General features: G+C 67.2%; 15 protein-coding genes. 6 read left to right on the top strand and 9 right to left on the bottom strand.

Annotated features, from left to right (window positions below; genetic code table 11):
- The coding region (locus tag CH42_RS16290) for a hypothetical protein (protein WP_156322424.1) at window positions 1–702 on the bottom strand (702 nt) is incomplete at its 3' end.
- A 414-nt stretch (window positions 703–1,116) separates the two neighbouring features.
- Between CH42_RS16290 and CH42_RS16285 the strand changes: the two genes are divergently transcribed.
- Together CH42_RS16285 and CH42_RS01125 are read left to right on the top strand one after the other, a co-directional pair.
- Window positions 1,117–1,287: a hypothetical protein gene (locus CH42_RS16285; protein ID WP_156322423.1), complete on the top strand. Its 171-nt coding sequence runs from the start codon at window positions 1,117–1,119 to the stop codon at window positions 1,285–1,287.
- 88 nt (window positions 1,288–1,375) lie between these two features.
- Complete coding sequence (locus CH42_RS01125; protein WP_053351356.1) at window positions 1,376–2,212, top strand: Sir2 family NAD-dependent protein deacetylase; 837 nt, start codon at window positions 1,376–1,378, stop codon at window positions 2,210–2,212.
- A gap of 160 nt (window positions 2,213–2,372) precedes the next feature.
- On the opposite strand, the gene CH42_RS01120 is transcribed toward CH42_RS01125, so the two are convergent.
- The 3 genes from CH42_RS01120 to CH42_RS01110 all read right to left on the bottom strand — a co-directional run bounded on the left by CH42_RS01120 (window position 2,373) and on the right by CH42_RS01110 (window position 5,905).
- Window positions 2,373–3,773, bottom strand: coding sequence for a pyridine nucleotide-disulfide oxidoreductase (locus CH42_RS01120; protein WP_053351355.1), 1,401 nt, complete (start codon window positions 3,771–3,773; stop codon window positions 2,373–2,375).
- A 114-nt stretch (window positions 3,774–3,887) separates the two neighbouring features.
- Window positions 3,888–4,901, bottom strand: coding sequence for a polyprenyl synthetase family protein (locus tag CH42_RS01115; RefSeq protein WP_053351387.1), 1,014 nt, complete (start codon window positions 4,899–4,901; stop codon window positions 3,888–3,890).
- Between the two features lie 41 nt (window positions 4,902–4,942).
- Window positions 4,943–5,905: a class I SAM-dependent methyltransferase gene (locus tag CH42_RS01110; protein WP_239683897.1), complete on the bottom strand. Its 963-nt coding sequence runs from the start codon at window positions 5,903–5,905 to the stop codon at window positions 4,943–4,945.
- Between the two features lie 109 nt (window positions 5,906–6,014).
- Here CH42_RS01110 and CH42_RS01105 point away from each other — a divergent pair, with 109 nt between their 5' ends.
- On the top strand, window positions 6,015–7,337 hold the full coding sequence (locus tag CH42_RS01105; protein WP_239683896.1) for an isochorismate synthase: 1,323 nt from the start codon (window positions 6,015–6,017) through the stop codon (window positions 7,335–7,337).
- A 6-nt stretch (window positions 7,338–7,343) separates the two neighbouring features.
- Here the strand turns inward: CH42_RS01105 and CH42_RS01100 are convergent, their stop codons facing one another.
- Window positions 7,344–7,862 (bottom strand): cupin domain-containing protein, encoded by a 519-nt coding sequence (locus tag CH42_RS01100; protein ID WP_156322422.1) that lies wholly within the window; start codon window positions 7,860–7,862, stop codon window positions 7,344–7,346.
- A gap of 303 nt (window positions 7,863–8,165) precedes the next feature.
- On the opposite strand from CH42_RS01100, the gene CH42_RS01095 reads away from it, so the two are divergent.
- Complete coding sequence (locus tag CH42_RS01095; protein ID WP_082309214.1) at window positions 8,166–8,822, top strand: GntR family transcriptional regulator; 657 nt, start codon at window positions 8,166–8,168, stop codon at window positions 8,820–8,822.
- Between the two features lie 35 nt (window positions 8,823–8,857).
- Here the strand turns inward: CH42_RS01095 and CH42_RS01090 are convergent, their stop codons facing one another.
- Window positions 8,858–10,024: a glycosyltransferase family 4 protein gene (locus CH42_RS01090; RefSeq protein ID WP_053351352.1), complete on the bottom strand. Its 1,167-nt coding sequence runs from the start codon at window positions 10,022–10,024 to the stop codon at window positions 8,858–8,860.
- Window positions 10,025–10,170: 146 nt separating this feature from the next.
- Here CH42_RS01090 and CH42_RS01085 point away from each other — a divergent pair, with 146 nt between their 5' ends.
- Together CH42_RS01085 and CH42_RS01080 are read left to right on the top strand one after the other, a co-directional pair.
- Entirely contained in the window at window positions 10,171–11,130 is a 960-nt protein-coding gene (locus CH42_RS01085) for an LCP family protein (RefSeq protein ID WP_162231048.1), read from the top strand.
- Window positions 11,127–12,245 (top strand): acyltransferase family protein, encoded by a 1,119-nt coding sequence (locus tag CH42_RS01080; RefSeq protein ID WP_053351350.1) that lies wholly within the window; start codon window positions 11,127–11,129, stop codon window positions 12,243–12,245. The genes CH42_RS01085 and CH42_RS01080 overlap by 4 nt, the downstream gene beginning before the upstream one ends.
- Here CH42_RS01080 and CH42_RS01075 read toward each other — a convergent pair.
- From CH42_RS01075 to CH42_RS01065, 3 genes are read right to left on the bottom strand one after another with little or no spacing between them, the layout of a single operon-like run.
- Window positions 12,236–13,111, bottom strand: coding sequence for a glycosyltransferase (locus CH42_RS01075; RefSeq protein ID WP_053351349.1), 876 nt, complete (start codon window positions 13,109–13,111; stop codon window positions 12,236–12,238). The genes CH42_RS01080 and CH42_RS01075 overlap by 10 nt on opposite strands.
- Window positions 13,108–14,163, bottom strand: coding sequence for a polysaccharide pyruvyl transferase family protein (locus tag CH42_RS01070; RefSeq protein WP_053351348.1), 1,056 nt, complete (start codon window positions 14,161–14,163; stop codon window positions 13,108–13,110). Before CH42_RS01070 ends, CH42_RS01075 begins: the two co-directional genes overlap by 4 nt.
- Entirely contained in the window at window positions 14,160–15,626 is a 1,467-nt protein-coding gene (locus CH42_RS01065; protein WP_053351347.1) for an oligosaccharide flippase family protein, read from the bottom strand. The genes CH42_RS01070 and CH42_RS01065 overlap by 4 nt, the downstream gene beginning before the upstream one ends.
- Between the last annotated feature and the right edge of the window lie 99 nt (window positions 15,627–15,725).

The raw sequence follows: 15,725 nt of genomic DNA, 5'->3' as shown, positions 1-15,725 counted from the left end.
ACCCTCGTACTGTTCGACCTTGATGTCGTTCGTCGTGAGGTTCAGGCCGAGCACCGTGTACGACCAGCTGCCGTCGGCAGCGGCGGTAACTTGCTCAGTGCCGTTAATCAGCAGCGTTGCACCCGGGACGGCGAAGCCAGAGATGTCCGCGGTTCGCGAGGACAGATCAACTGAATCCGCCTGTCCGAAGACGCCGGTCATGAGATCAAACGCAATTCCGGGTCGATCGGTTCCTGTTAGGGACACCGTACCAGCTTTATCCAACTGGACCGTTGACCCATTGAACCCGAACGCCTGCCCCTGCTCGTTAACGCGGAAGTTTTGGTTTGCTGCTCCTGAGCAGTCGGCAAAACGGAGGAAGGGATATCCCGATGATTCCGGCGTAAAGCACTTGCCCAAGCTGTTCGTAATAGTTCCGCTCTTTCCAGGAGCGGGCACAGTAAAGAGCTCCGCACTAGCAAGAGCATCGATCACGCTTTCGTGGCTTGTGTGTGATGGGCGTTCACCAGTGCCATTGTTGATCGAACGAAGCGGATCATACTTAAAGATGAGACGCCCCTTCACCGTGTCGCCGGAGATTGCACTCGAGACGACACCCTCATCTGCGTTCGCCATCGTCGCGCCAAACCCGACACCGGTGAACGCGACCGCTGCGGTCATACCCGCGACGGCCATACGGCGGAAATTCCGTCGCTTTTCCATTCGTATTCCTCTTTCAATTTGAACTAAATCATGTTTCTCGACGCTAATTCGCGTCGAGAAACTCTTAACGAACGCGTGTCGATCGCAGCTGCGCATCGCACTGGATTAGTATGACTAAATTCTAAAATACTGTCCAGTGCACATGAATTCTGAGATATTAAAATATCAATATAACCCTGAGCAAAACGCGCTGATCTGGGATTTTCACTTTCCTGGGAAAAGCCTGAGCATTCGGCGAATGCATCAGCGCAGGCGGCAAAGCTCACGTCGATTGGCAGCGCCCCGTCAGCTACACCCGCGGCTCCAAACACCGCCGCTGCACCCTCGGTAACAACCCCCGAATGGCCCTACGCCGGATCCAACGGCCTAGATCGCTGGGGCGAATTCGACGGCGCGTGCCAGAACGCCGAGGCCTTGCACCAGTCCCCCATCGCCACCGACATCACAATGTTCGCGACCAACGCACCAGCCACCGACGCGTCGCCCCTCAGCTTCACCGACCAGTCCGCCGACGTGTACCCCGACAACCACCGCCCCGTGCAACCGCTGCACGACCGCGAGGTCTTCGCGGTTCCCGCCGCGTAACCCTCGCGCCGCACGCGACTGCGCTGCGGGCGAAGCCGCACCTCATGAGGCCCTCCGTCGACTACCGTTGAGTCGAACGGAGGGCCTCATGTCATCTGCCCCGAACCCCACCGAGATCGCGCAGCTCGCGAACCTCTTCGAACGCGCACCGCTCACGGTGCTCACCGGCGCGGGCATCAGCACCGACTCGGGCATTCCCGATTACCGGGGCGCCGGCACTCCCCCGCGCACGCCGATGAGCATCGAGCAGTTCATCCGCGACGAGGCCTATCGCCGGCGGTTCTGGGCGGGTGCGCGCATCGGATCCCTGCGCGCCGCCGGCGTCGCCCCCAATGCTGGCCACCTCGCCCTCGCGCGACTCGAAGCCGCCGGGCGCATCAACGGCGTCATCACGCAAAACGTCGATAACCTGCATCGGCGCGCCGGATCGCGCACCGTCGTCGAGCTGCACGGCAATGGCAACGTGACCCGGTGCACCGCGCACGGCCACCGTTTCACCCGCGACCAGGTGCTCGCGTGGTTCGACGAGCAGAACCCCGGCTTCGCCGCGCGCAACGCCGATGCCGAAATCGCACCCGACGGCGACGCGCTCGTCACCGAGACCGACACCGTCATCGAACCGAGGTGCCCCGAGTGCGGCGCAACGCTGCGACCCGACGTCGTCTACTTCGGCGAGTTCGTGCCGAAGCCCGTGTTTGCCGCCGCCGCTGACCTCGTCGCCGGTGCGGGCGGGCTACTGCTCATCGGCAGCTCGCTCGCGGTCAACACCGGCATTCGCCTCGTGCATCGCGCGGAGCAGCGCGAGATCCCGTTTGCCGTCATCAACCGCGGACCGACCGCGGTTGACACGAGGCCTGGACTGACCGTACGCATCGACGGCAGTGCCACCGAGGTGCTCGAGGCGCTGGAGCGGGTGCTGAGCTAGGCGCACCTCGCCTCACGTTCGTGAGTGCGAGGCGAAACGGTGAGTGTGAGGGGTAACGCCGAGAGTGAGGCGAAATTCCCCTCACTCTCGGCGTTACCCCTCACTCTCGCGACAGGCGCGACATGCGCAGCAGGTCAGCGCGCACCCGAAGCCGCGCGCACTACTCCCCGCGCGAGATGCGCGTCATCTCATCGCGCGGCACGACCTTGATGCGCTCGCGACCGTGGGGCTCGCCGAGGCCGAGTTCGTGCGCGTCGAGTCGATGCCAGCCCTCGATCGTCGTGTAGGGCACGCCGCGCTCTTCGAGCAGCGCGGGAATCGCCTCGGGCTCGGGAGCCTCGGGCTGCCAGAGGGTGTCGCGATCCTCCAGGAGGCACTCGAGCGTCTCCATGGCGTCCGACTTCGTGTGACCGATGAGCCCGACGGGGCCGCGCTTGATCCACCCGGTCGCGTACACACCGGCGATCTGCTGCCCTTCGAGGTCGAGCACACGGCCCTGCGCGTTCGGAATCACGCCCTTCGCGTCGTCGAACGGAATCTCTTCGAGCGGTGAACCGAGGTATCCGACGGCGCGGTAGATTGACTGGATCGGCACGATCTCGAACTCGCCGGTGTCGACGATGCCGCCTTGCCCGTCGGGCGCGGTGCGCTCGATCTTGAGCCCGGCTACGCGACCGTCTTCGACGACGACCTCGACCGGCTTCGACCAGAAGTGCAGATGCAGGCGGCGCGATGCGGGGGCGACCTCGCCGGCTTCGCGCGCGCGCTGCTCGTCGCGCCACTTGTCCATGATGCGGGTCATCACGATGACCTGCTTGTTCTTCACGAGCACCTCGTCGGCGAACGCGTCATCGAACGCGAAGTCGCGCTCGTCGATCACCATGTCGACGTCGCGCACCTCACCGAGCTCGCGCAGCTCAAGCGGCGTGAACTTCACGTACTTCGGGCCGCGGCGGCCGAAGAGGTGCAGCTCCTCGATGGGGTTCTCTTCGAGCCCGGCATGCACGTTCGACGGAATCTCGGTGGGCAGCAGGTCTTCGGCGTGCTTGATGAGCATGCGCGAGATGTCGAGCGCGACGTTTCCGTTGCCGACCACGCCCACTGACTGGGCCTCGAGCGGCCATGTGCGAGGCACGTCGGGGTGACCGTCGAACCAGCTCACGAAGTCGGCGGCGCCGTATGAGCCTTCGGCGTCGATCCCGGGAATCGCGAGCGCGGCATCGCGGATCGCCCCCGTCGAGAAGATGACCGCGTGGTAGTGGCGCTTCAGGTCGGCGAGCGTGATGTCTTGCCCGTAGCGCACGTTGCCGAAGTAGCGAATGGAATCGTCGCCGGTCTCGCCCGAACCGGCGCGGTCGAGCACGTCGCGGAGCGCGTTGATGATGCCCTTGATGCGCGGGTGGTCGGGCGAGACGCCGTAGCGCACCAGCCCGTAGGGCGCGGGAAGCTGTTCGAAGAGGTCGATCTCGACCGCGAAGTCGCGTTCGGCTTTCAGCAGCAGATCCGCTGCATAAATACCGGCCGGGCCGGCCCCCACGATCGCCAGTCGCATCTTGCTCATCGCTCGGTTCTTCCTTCCGTTCCCCTGACGGTATTCTCCGCGGGGATTCGAGAATCGGGTGGTTCGGTGTGCGTGCGGCACGATCAGCGGCGGCGCCGGCGCAGCCGCCGGGCGTCAGCCGTCGCGGTTCACGATCGAGTCGGCCATGCGCTCGAGTGCGCGCTTCACCGAAGACTTCGGCAGCACGTCGAGTGCGCGCACGGCGTCTTCAGCCCAGCGGTGCGCGGTCGCCTCGGTCTCGCGCGTCACCTCGTGCGTCTGCAGCGCGACGACCTCCGGGTCGAGCAGCGCGGGGTCGGCGCCCTCGCGAATCTGTGCGACGCCCGCGTCGATGCGCGCGAGCAATGCGGCATCGTCGGCGTTGCCGGCGGCCGCGCGCTCCTGCAGCAGCAGCAGCGGCAGCGTCACGACACCGGCCCGCAAGTCAGTGCCGGCCCGCTTGCCGGTGCGCTCCTGCTTCGGCGAGAGATCGATCACGTCGTCGATGAGCTGGAAGGCGACGCCGATGCGCTCACCGTACTCGGTCACCGGATCGGCGTACTCAGCCGGAGCCTCGCCGAACATCACGCCCATGCGCGCCGCGGTCGAGATAAGCGCGCCGGTCTTGTCGGCGAGCACCTGAATGTAGTGCGCCTTCGGGTCGTCGCCCGGCTGCGGGCCGACCGTCTCGTGCAGCTGCCCGAGGCAGAGCCGCTCGAACGTCTTCGCCTGCAGCAGAATCGCGGCTTCGCCCATGCCCGACACCAGCGACGACGCGCGGGCGAAAAGCAGATCACCGGCGAGAATCGCCACCGAGTTCGACCACACGGTCTGCGCGGCGGGCACCCCGCGGCGCAGACGCGCATCGTCCATGACATCGTCGTGGTACAGCGAGGCGAGGTGGGTCACCTCGACCGCTTCGGCCGCGCGACGCACGAGCTCGTTCGGGCCAGAGCCGAGCTCGCTCGTGAGCAGGGTGAGCACGGGGCGGATCCGCTTGCCCCCGGCACCCATCAAGTACCGGGCGGGAGCATCGGCGACCGGCGACGCGAACCGCAGGTGCTCGAGCAGCTCAGACTCGATGATCTCGAGCTGCTCTTGAATCTGCTTCGCGTGACGACGATCGGCTGCCCCGTGGAACAGGCGCATCGGCAGCGCCTGGGTAGCCGTGTCTTCGGCGATGGGACGACTCACTTCGTGTCTCCGGTGTCTGGGGTTTCAGGCTTCGTCGCGGCGGGCTTGGTCGCGGCGGGTTTCGAGGCTGCGGGCTTCGCGGCGGCAGGTTTCGAGGCCGCTGATTTCTCGGCGGCAGGCTTCGCCGTCGCCGGCTTCTTCGCAGCGGCAGGCTTCGCCGCAACGGGCTTCTTGGCTGCCGGCTTGCGCGTGGCCGCCGGCTTCTTCGCAGCCGCAGGCTTCTTCGGCGCCGCAGCGGGCTTCGGTGCCTCGCGGGGTACGAAGCCGCGGTGCAGGGCGACGATGCCGAAGGTGAGGTTGCGATAGGCGACCCGCTCGAGGCCGGCCTCGCGCATCCACGCGGCGAGCTCCGCCTGGTCTGGCCATGCCTCGATCGACTCGTTGAGGTACGAGTAGGCGGCTGCGGCGTCGCGGTTGATCGCACCGGCGACGCGCGGCAGCACGTGACGGCCGTAAAACGCGTAGGGGCCGCGCACCAGGGCAGACGGCGGGGTCGAGAACTCGGCGATGACCACGCGACCGCCCGGCTTCACGACGCGACGCATCTCGGCGAGCGCGGCCTTCGGGTCGTTGACGTTGCGCAAGCCGTACGAGATCGTGGCGGCGTCGAAGCTGTCGTCGTCGAACGGCAGTTGGGTCGCGTCGGCCCACTGGAACTCGATCAGCTCGTTGCCCGCGTGACGCTTGCGCCCCTCGGCGAGCATGCCCTCGGAGAAGTCGGCGGCCACGACGTGCGCTCCGTGCGCGGCGATCGCCGCCGATGAGGTGCCCGTGCCTGCTGCGAGATCGAGCACGCGCATGCCCTTGCGCGGCGCGATGGCCCTGGTGGTGGCAATGCGCCACAGCCGGTCGTTGCCCACCGTGAGCACATCGTTGATGAGGTCGTAGCGCGGAGAAACCTCATCGAACATGGCAGAGACATCAGCGGCGTGCTTGGTCGCAGTATCGGGGCGGGTCACCCCACCATGCTATCCCGTTCACCTATTCATCACCTGGGGTTGCACGACGGCGAGCGCGGCGGCTGCGGGCCTGAGCGAAGCCCGCAGTCGACAGGAGTAGATTATGGGGGTGACGAGCTCCACTCCGGCCACTCCCGCGGCACCCCGACTGCGCGCGGTGACCCGGCAGCTCGAGCGCATTCCCGAGCTCATCGACATCGCCGACGCGCACAATCCGCTCATCTGGACGCGCGATGATCGCGGCTGCGTCGGCATCGGCGAGGTGCTGAGGCTCACGTTCACCGGCCCGCAGCGGTTCGCCGATGCCGCCGAAGCGTGGCGCCGGATCGCCGCAGCGGCGATCATCGACGACCCCGTCCGCATGCCCGGCTCCGGGCTCGTCGCACTCGGTTCATTCGCATTCGCCGGTACGAGCCGGGCCGAGAGCGTGCTCATCGTGCCGCGGCTGCTCGTGGCGCGGCATCGCGGGCAGGCCTGGATCACCGAGGTGATCGACCTCGACGCCGATCCGGCGCCCCACGCCACCGATTCGCCTGCAGTGCCGTCGCTCCCCGACGCCGCCCCGCTCGGAGCCTGGCCGGGCGTCGCCTTCGCCGATGGTGACCTGGCCCAGGGCGGCGACTCGCGGGCGGAGTATCTCGCCGGCGTGCGCGAAGCAGGTCGGCGCATCGAGGCGGGCGTCTTCGAGAAGATCGTGCTCGCCCGTCAGCTCGAAGGCGCACTCGACTCGCGCGCCGATCTGCGCGTTCCGCTCGAGCGGCTGGCCGACCGCTACCTCGACTGCTGGACCTTCGCCGTCGATGGGTTCATCGGCGCGAGCCCCGAAACGCTGATTCGGTCGACGAACGGCGCGGTCTCGGCGCGGGTTCTCGCAGGAACGCGCGGGCGACACCCCGAGAACGCGGGGCGCGACGCTCGGGCCCGCGACGAGCTGCTCACGAGCGCGAAAGAGCAGCACGAGCACGCCTTCGCCGTGCAGAGCGTGGTCACCGCGCTCTCGCCGCACGTGCGCGAACTGCGCACGAGTGAAGAGCCGTTTCCGCTGCAACTGCCCAACGTGTGGCATCTGGCCACTGATCTCGGCGCCGCCCTGGGTGAACAGAGCTCGGCGATCGAGCTTGTCGGCGCACTGCACCCGACGGCCGCCGTGGCCGGCACGCCGACTACGACCGCGGTCGAGGCGATCGCCGAGCTCGAACCGTTCGACCGGGGCCGCTACGCCGGCGCCGTCGGCTGGATCGACGCCGACGGCGATGGCGAATGGGTGATCGGGCTCAGGTGCGCCCAGGTGGGTGCTCCCGATGCCGCGACCGGCGTGCGCCGGGTGGTGGCGAGCGCCGGGGGCGGCATCGTCGCCGGGTCAGACCCCGAGCACGAGCTCGGCGAGACGGTGTCGAAGTTTCGACCGGTGACCGAAGCCTTCGCCCGGTAACGCGCCCTACTTCGTATCGACCGCGTTCAGGTCGAAGTGGTCGGCCTGGTACTGGAAGAGCAAGCAGTCCGTGGCAGCGGTGCAGCCGCTGAAGTGTTCGAGATCGGCCGGCAGATCGTAGTACGAACCCGGGCCGTACTCGACCCGCTCGCCATCGATCTCGGCATAGAACGTGCCGTCGAGCACGACCGTCGGCAGGTCTTTCGAATGCGTGTGGAACGGGTTGTCTGCCCCGGCCGGGAAGTTGACGAACGCCTCATAGGGGCCGCTGCCCGCGAGATCGCCGCGCACGTTCGCGTACTGCACCCCGCCACTGCCGGGCAGCTCGACCCAATCGAGATCGTCGGCAGGGAACGAGAGCGTTTCACTGACGGGCGGCAACGCGGCCTCGACGGTTGCGGCGGGGGCTGCACCCGCCGCGATGCCTTCGCCGACCGCTGCGGTGGCACTGCATCCGGTCAGCACGGCCGCAGTGGCAAGCGCCAGCGCGACGGCGGAGGTGCGGAGGGTGGGGGTGAACGACATCGTGGGCTCCTGAGGAGTCGGCCGAGTAGCGCCGCAGCGCGCCCGGTGCGGATTGAATGGAGTCGGCTCCCCCACCGCACATCGTGCGCCCTGAGCCAAGACGAGCTTGACGCACCCGATCGCACCTGAACAGATGTGATCGGGTCACGTGGCGCTCGATCTGGCTCATCTGCGCTGCGGCACACATCTGGCCCGGGAAACAACTGGAATGTCAGGAATCGGAAATCCGCTCTCGGTGTGCAAGTATTCTAGAACTTAACCCATGTTGGGGCGATCCCGACCCGCTCGACACAGGAGGAATCCGTGCCAGTGCCTCGCTCGTCATCGCCGATCAGCAAGCGACGCCTGCTGCGCGAAGAGGCGCACGACGCCATACGCGACGCGATACTCAGCGGCGCATTCGCGCCGGGCGAGCAACTCGACGATCAGCAGCTGCAAGAGTGGCTCGGCGTCTCGCGCACGCCGGTGCGCGACGCGCTCAACGCCCTCGCGATCGAGGGTCTCGTCGAGACCGCAGCGCAGAGCTACACCCGGGTCATCAAGCCAGACCCGGCCGAGCTGCGCCCGGCGGTGCAGGCACTCGGGGCGCTCATGGGGGGCGTGCTGCGAGTGACCGAACCCACACTCGCACCCGAGATTCGTGCACACCTCGTCGACATCATCGACATCGCGGCACGCGAGCACCCCACACGCGAACCCGGCACCCACCTGCACACCATGCTCGAGATGCACGAGCTGCTCAATGCCCAGTGCCAGAACCCCGTACTGCAGCACGTCTCGGGCGAAGCGCTCACCTCGCTCGGCTTTCGCCTGCGCGCGACCCCCAGCACACAGCTCTTCTCCCCCGAAACCCTGACGCAGGGGTACCAAGCCCTGCGCACGGGCCTCATCGAGAGTCGACCGCAGCTGGCAAGCCTGGCCCTCGAATCACTGCACCTCATCGCCCCGGGGCGGCGCTGACCCGCGGGGCACCGCTGAACCAGGGGGCGTCGCCGTCATACGGCAGCGGCCGCCGCCGCGCGCACCGGTTTCGCCGCCTGTCGCAGCACGGCCTCGATTTCGGGAACGATGATGTCGCTGCTGAATCGCCTGGCGCGAATCATCGCCGCACGCCCGATATTGCGCCGCAACTTCGGGTCGTCCACCAGCTTCGCAAGCTCCGACGAGAGCTTTGCGACGTCACCCATGGGGTACACCAAGCAGTCGACGCCGGGTTCGAGCTCGGCGACCGCCCCGGCGGTGTCGGCGACCACCACGGGCCTGCCGCACGACATCGCTTCGACGATGACCTGGCCGAACGGTTCCGGGCGCAGGCTCGTATGCAGCACGACGTGCGCTGCACGCATCACCGCGAACGGATCATCTCGATGACCGACGAACCGCACCCGATCGGCGACCCCCAACTCGACGGCCCGCCGCTCGATCTGACGCGCATACGCCTCGTCACCCGAGAACTGCGCCTCGCCGACGATCTCGAGCGTCACATCTCGACCCGATGCGACGAGACTCGCCACCGCCTCGATCGCCAGCGCCTGACCCTTCCATTCGGCGATGCGGCCGAGCAGTGCGAGCCTGATGGGCGGCGAATCGTCGTACACCGGGTCGGCATGCCGGTACAGCTGCGGCACCGCCACCGGGCACGGAACCACTTGCCAGTCGAGATCGCTCGCCCAGCCCGCCGAGCGGCGAGTGACTTCGGAGTTGGCGATCCGCCGCCCTGCGAGAACCGCGAACCCCAGACGCTGCACGAGCGCACCGATGCGCCCGCGCGCCGGCGCCCCCATGAGATCGTGCGCGTGCATGACAACAGGTACGCCGGAGAGCAGACCAGCGAAGCCGCCGACGAGGTGCGCTTTCGCCGAATGCGTATAGAGCACGTCGATTTGGTGGTGGCGCAGCGCGCGAGCAAGGTGGCGCGCCGCTCCGATGGCAAAGGCGGGTGCGCGCAGCGGGATTCGGCCGCCCGCCCGATAGCCCGACACCTGGTCGGTGAGCGGCACGACAATCGTCTCGATACCGCGATCAGCGAGCATCGCCTCGAGCGGCCCGTGCTCTCCGAGCACAACGACGACCTGCGCAGCGCTCATCTGCTCGACGACCCGCAACATGAAGAGCTCAGCGCCCGAAGGCCGAGCGGAGTGACTGAACAGTGCGACTTTCAAGATATTTCCCCCTTCGTCGTGAATAATGATATATTAGCATTGCAAGATTCCAAATAAAAGTATTCAGGTGGGGTGATGGTATGCGTCAGCGCACGCGTCAGAAGCAGTCGCAGCGTCCGCAGCGCTCAAAGCGCCTGCGGCGAATCATGATTTCGATCGCTGCAGCATTCGCGCTCGTGCTGGTCGGCATCGGCGGCATCGCACTCTTCGGAGTGCAACTGACTCATTCATTCGATGGGCAGATCGAGGTGCTCACCGACGCCGAGGTGTTTCCCGACGAGAGCACGCGCCCCGACGCATCAGACCGCGGCGAACTCAACATTCTGGTGCTGGCCTCCGACTCACGCGGAGAGGTCGCCGACGTCAGCGATAGCGAGGAGTCGACCGGTCAGCGCTCGGACGTCGTCATGCTCGTGCACATCGATGCCGCCCGCGAGCACGTGCAGGTCATGTCGCTCATGCGTGACAGCTGGGTCGACGTGCCTGGGCACGGGCCGGCCAAAATCAACGCCGCCATGTCATGGGGCGGCACTCCCCTCGCCGTGCAGACCGTCGAGGCGCTGCTCGGCGTGCGCATCGATCACGTCGCCCTGATCGGCTTCGAAGGCTTCGAGCAGATGACCGACGCCCTCGGAGGTGTCAGCGTGTACGTGCCGGCCCCCTTCTCGGAAGGCGGCTTCACATTCGAACAGGGCCAGACCGACATGCAGGGCGAGCAAGCCCTCGTGTTCGTGCGCCAGCGCTACGCGTTCGCCGCCGGCGACTTCCAGCGCGTGAAGAACCAGCAGGCCTTCATCCAGGCGCTCGCCAATCGAGCGATCAGCGGCGGCACCCTCACGAGCCCGACGAAAATGGCAGCCCTCGTCGATGCCATCGCCCGCAACCTCTCGGTCGATCGTGGATTCACCTCGGAGCGAATGCTCGAGATCGGCTTCAGCCTCGGCGAAATTCGACCGAGCAACGTGTCGTACTTCACTGTGCCGGCTTCGGGCACGGGCATGGAGGGCGACCAGTCGGTCGTGTACATCGATGAAGCCGGGCTCGCCGCGCTGCGCGAGGCGCTCGCGAACGACACCGTCGACCAGTTCGCGGGTGCGCGCCGATGAGCTCGCCGACGAACCTGCCAGTATCCACGACATCGTTCGAACAGCAGACCGCGCGCGACACCTCGATCGACGTCGCCCGCGGCATCGCAATCATCGCGATCGTGCTGGGCCATGTCGACCGCGGGCTCGTGTCGGCCGGCATCATCTCGGCAGACTCCGCGTGGGCGATCTGGTCAGATCACTTTCTCTACTCCTGGCACCTCAGCATCTTCGCGCTGCTCTCGGGGCTGTTTCTGCCGCGCACGCGCGACCGGCTCTCGTTCGGCGGGTTTCTGCGTCGCCGCGTGCTCGAGTGGCTGTATCTCTACGCACTGTGGTCGATCTTGCAGGGCACGGTGCGAGCGCTCGCCGGTGACGCGGCGAACGATGCCGCCCCCATCAGTGAGCTCTGGCAGCTCTGGCGGCCCGACGGGCAGCTCTGGTTTCTCCCCTGGCTCATCATCGCAGCGCTCATCGGTGCGGCACTCAGGCCATGGGCGCACGCGCGCGTCGCCACGGGGTCGATCGCAGCCTCAGCTGCGCTCGCCTGGTTCACCTGGGGCACTGACGGCGGCATCATCGGCACTCAGGGCCTCGCGCTCATCGTCTGCTATCTCGTGGGCGCCACCATCGGTGCACCCCGGGCCACCGCGTTCATTCGAGATCGCTCGCGCACCGCACTGATGTGCGCTGCAATTGTCGGCGTCGGCGCCGCGGCCGCACTCGCGTACCTCGGGCTGCCGACCCCCACCGCGTACGGCACCGGCGCCACTCCGCTCACCGAGACGCTCGGCATCGTCGCAACCATCAGTGGCACCCTCGGCGTCTTGGCGTGTTCGGCGCTCGTGAGCCTCGTTCGCCCTGCCGCACTCCTCGCCGCACTCCTCGCGGCCGCAGGTCGAAATTCACTCGCAATCTTTCTCGCGCACATCATCGCCGCCGCCGGTGTTCGCGCGATGCTGATGCGTCTCGGCTTCGAGAACCCCGGTGTGCATGTTGCAATCGGCACGGCAGCCGGAGTGCTGATCCCGCTGCTGCTCGTACGCTTGGCGCCGCGAGTGCACGCCGGATGGCTCTTCGCACTGCCCCAGCCGGCGACCGCACGACGCGACCGAGGCGCGCAGCCTCAGAGCTGACGCGAGCGGCGCAGCATGCGCGGGGCCGCAGCGAGGTGACCGAGAAACCGCCCCGACCGAGTCGCCAGTTTGGCGCGGTGCCCCGCACCGAACGGTGCCTGCGCGAGAGCGACCAGGGTTCCTGCTGCCTCGCGTGCGAGATCGCGCAGCGACCACTTGGCGCCATGCGATCGATGCCGTGCGATCAGGGGCACATCGAAGTGCGCATCCTCGCGCGCTTGCGCGAAGAGCGTCGACACGCTCTCGCGGCGACGCACGTGCAGCAGCGCGGCAGGGGCCGGCGCCACACGCAGGCCCGCGTACGCCGCCCGCCAGGAGAAGTCGACGTCTTCGCTGCGATCGAGGTCGGTGTCGAACCCGTCGAGCCGTTCGAGCGCCTCGCGCGCGGCGCCCAGATTTCCGCTCGGCACGAACGGCAGGTGGCGAAACTTCACCGGCAGATCCGCAGTGCCGATGGCGCCCCAGGTGCCGACACCGCCCGGGTTGAGCTGTTCGTATTCGAAGCGGCCGCCCACCACGTCGGCCTGCCGCAGTTGCTCGGCCAACCCCGCGAGCCAACCCGCTGCGACCACGTCGTCGGCGTCGCAGAAGAGCACGACCGCACCACTCGCTGCGCGCCATCCGGCGTTTCGCGCATGACTCGGCCCGCGACGTTCTGACGAATCGATCACCCGGACCCGCCACGTCGGCGCCGGCATGATCTTCGCTGCGGTCGAGGAGACGGTTTGCACGTCTGACCCGTTGCAGCTCAATACGAGCTCGACCGTCGGCGCCGGCAAGGCTTGCTCGGCGAGCGCGCGCAGCTGCGCCTCAAGATGCTCGAAATTCGGCCCGACGGGCACCACCACCGAGATCGACGCGTTCACTGCGCGCCCTCGGGCCAGGCTCCGCCGTCGAGCCACGCCGTCATTCGCGTCGCCGCATTCGCGAGCGACGCGCGATGCGCAGCAACACGGTCGGCGATGCGGGCCAGCGACTGCGGATCGCGGCTCGCGACAATCGCTGCCGCGATCTCGTCTGCTGCACTGTCGACGCGCAGCTGCGGGCGCTCATCGGCGACGCTGAGCCAGAAGTCGTCGCATTTGCTGGCATACGGCAATGGAGTGGCGGCCACGCCTACTGCCACAGCCGCGATGGTGCCGTGCAGTCGCTCCGAAACGAACGCCGTGCACTCGGCGATGCGCTCCATCATGCCCTGCACGTCTCCGGCGAATGCCACCGTCTCCACATCGCCGAGAAGACGACGCAAAGCGTCGTTCACGGGGGCGTCCGCATCAGTCATCTGGAAGAGCACGATGTCAGCCCCGAGCGATCGCGCAGCCCGCTGCACACCCTCGGCCACGGCGGCGACATCGAATCGGCTCGACCCCTCCGACCCGAGGCACAGGCCGATGACGTTTCGCGGTCGTGGGTGCAGCTCGACGACGTCGGGGTACGCCAGCGCGGGGTCGCCAATGACCGGGCTCGGCTCGAGTTCGGCCGCGCACGACGCCTCGGTGATCGGCCCGCGCACACCGAGCAGGGAGAACCCATCGAGCGCGCGCCACGCCGGCCAATCGTGCGGCTGACGTGCCAGCGTGAAATCATCGCCCCGTTCGGCAGCGCCCGCGCCCGCTGCGATCACCCGCGAGGTGCCGTACATGCGTTGCGCGAGCCGCGCATGGCGAGCCCAAGTGCCGAAGCCGACGGTCGTGCCACCGCCCAGAAGAATCGCGCGCTGCCGCCCGATCAGCCTGAGGCGATCCGGCACGAACGACATCGCCTGCTTCGTGAGGTAGCGCTTCAGCGACAGCGGGGCTTCGATGTGCAGGTCGCGGCCGAGAGCCGCCTTCCAATAGTCGTAGATCAGCTCATCGCCGAAGTTGCCATTGCTCTGCCATCCGAGATAGATGAACTCGCGTCGAGGGGTGCGGGTCACGGTGTGGGCTCCAATTTCTGTGCCGTCGAGGTGTGATCGCCGCGCCGGAGCAGGGCCAGTATGCCGAGCGTGGCACGGCGCAGTGGGGGAATCAAGAAGAAAGTTGCGGCGAGCGCCGCGACCGCAGTGAGCATTCCGGTGCCCAACGACAGGGCGGCCGATTCAATGCTCAGGGTCGCCGCCCATGCGCTTGCTCCGCCGATCACCGAGAGCACGGCAGGCCAGAGGAGCGGCGCAGAGAAATCAGCGAGGCGCAACGGTGCGCAGAAGCGAGCGAGCGCCACAGCCGGGATCAGACTCGCCGCAGACGACGCGCTCACCGCCAATGCCACCCCTGCGGCACCGTGCGGCGCTGCGATAATGACGGCGGTGACGGTCATCGTCGACACCCCGACCATCAGGAGGGCCTGGTGGCGCGCACTGCCCGTCGATACGAAGGCCCACGATGCCGCGAAGATCACCGGAGCCACGAACCCTGTTCCGGCTAGGAGGCGCATGAGGTCGGCTGAAGTAGCCCAGGCAGTGCCGAAGACGACTTCGATGAAGGCGGGCGACAGTACGGCGAGCACACTCAGCACCGGCCACAGCAGCACGGCGAACACGTGCAAGACGGAACGGAAATACAGGCGGTAGCGATCCCGCTCATCGACCAGCCGGCTGAGTACGGGAATGATGACGCGCTGCAACGGCGCGCTGAGCTGGGCGATCGGCAGTTGAATCAACTGCATCGCCTGGGCGTACACGCCGACACTCGCTGCCTGAGCCGTCGTGGCGAGCAGCACCCGATCAACGTTCTGCGAGGCGTAGCGCACGATCTGGGTGACCGCCGAGTTGAGGCCGAACTGCACGTAGGGCCGCGTGCGCGCTCGAGACGCGGGCCACCCGGGGCGGAACGAACTCGCGATCAGTGCACCGCCGCACGTGATCACCGCGACGGTGACGGCCTGCCACACCAGGCTGGCCGCACCTGCGCCGTTCACCGCGAGTGCCAACGCAACCGCGCAGCCGATCACCGCGGCGCCAAATTCGAGAGCCGCGAGTCGGGCGAATCGCAGCTCTCGGGCCAGCATCGCCATCGGTACTGCGCTCGCACCGGCGCAGAGCAGCACGATCGCGAGGAGCGGAGCGAACGCGATCACCCGATCGTCTGAGAACACCTGGGCCAGCGGCTTCGCGAGCAGCAGCATGGCACCGCCGAGCAGGGCACCGACCGCGCAACTGACGTAGTGCACCCGGCTCGCGATCGCACGGTCGAGATCATCTCGCTGCAGAATCGCCGAGGCGAGGCCCGAACCGCGCAGCAGCTCCGAGACTGAGCTGAAGACCAGCACGATCGCCGCGAACCCGTATTCGCCCGGCCCGAGGATTCGCGCGATCACGATCACGGTGCCGAACTGGAAGAGGAATCTGCCCCAGGTGCCGAGCGCAGATACCGCGCCACCGCGCGCTGCTGCGCGTGCCAAACGACCACGATTTGCGTCCAAGATTTCACCACTTCCGTATTTTGTAATTCTAATATATCGTAGATCTTGCACATCCGCACGATGAATTTGAAGGGAGCC

Origin of the sequence: Leucobacter musarum subsp. musarum, assembly GCF_001273845.1 — a bacterium.
Lineage (GTDB): Bacteria > Actinomycetota > Actinomycetes > Actinomycetales > Microbacteriaceae > Leucobacter > Leucobacter musarum.
The sequence above is the reverse complement of the archived record's forward strand: the minus strand, read 5'-3'. Positions and strand labels throughout refer to the sequence as shown.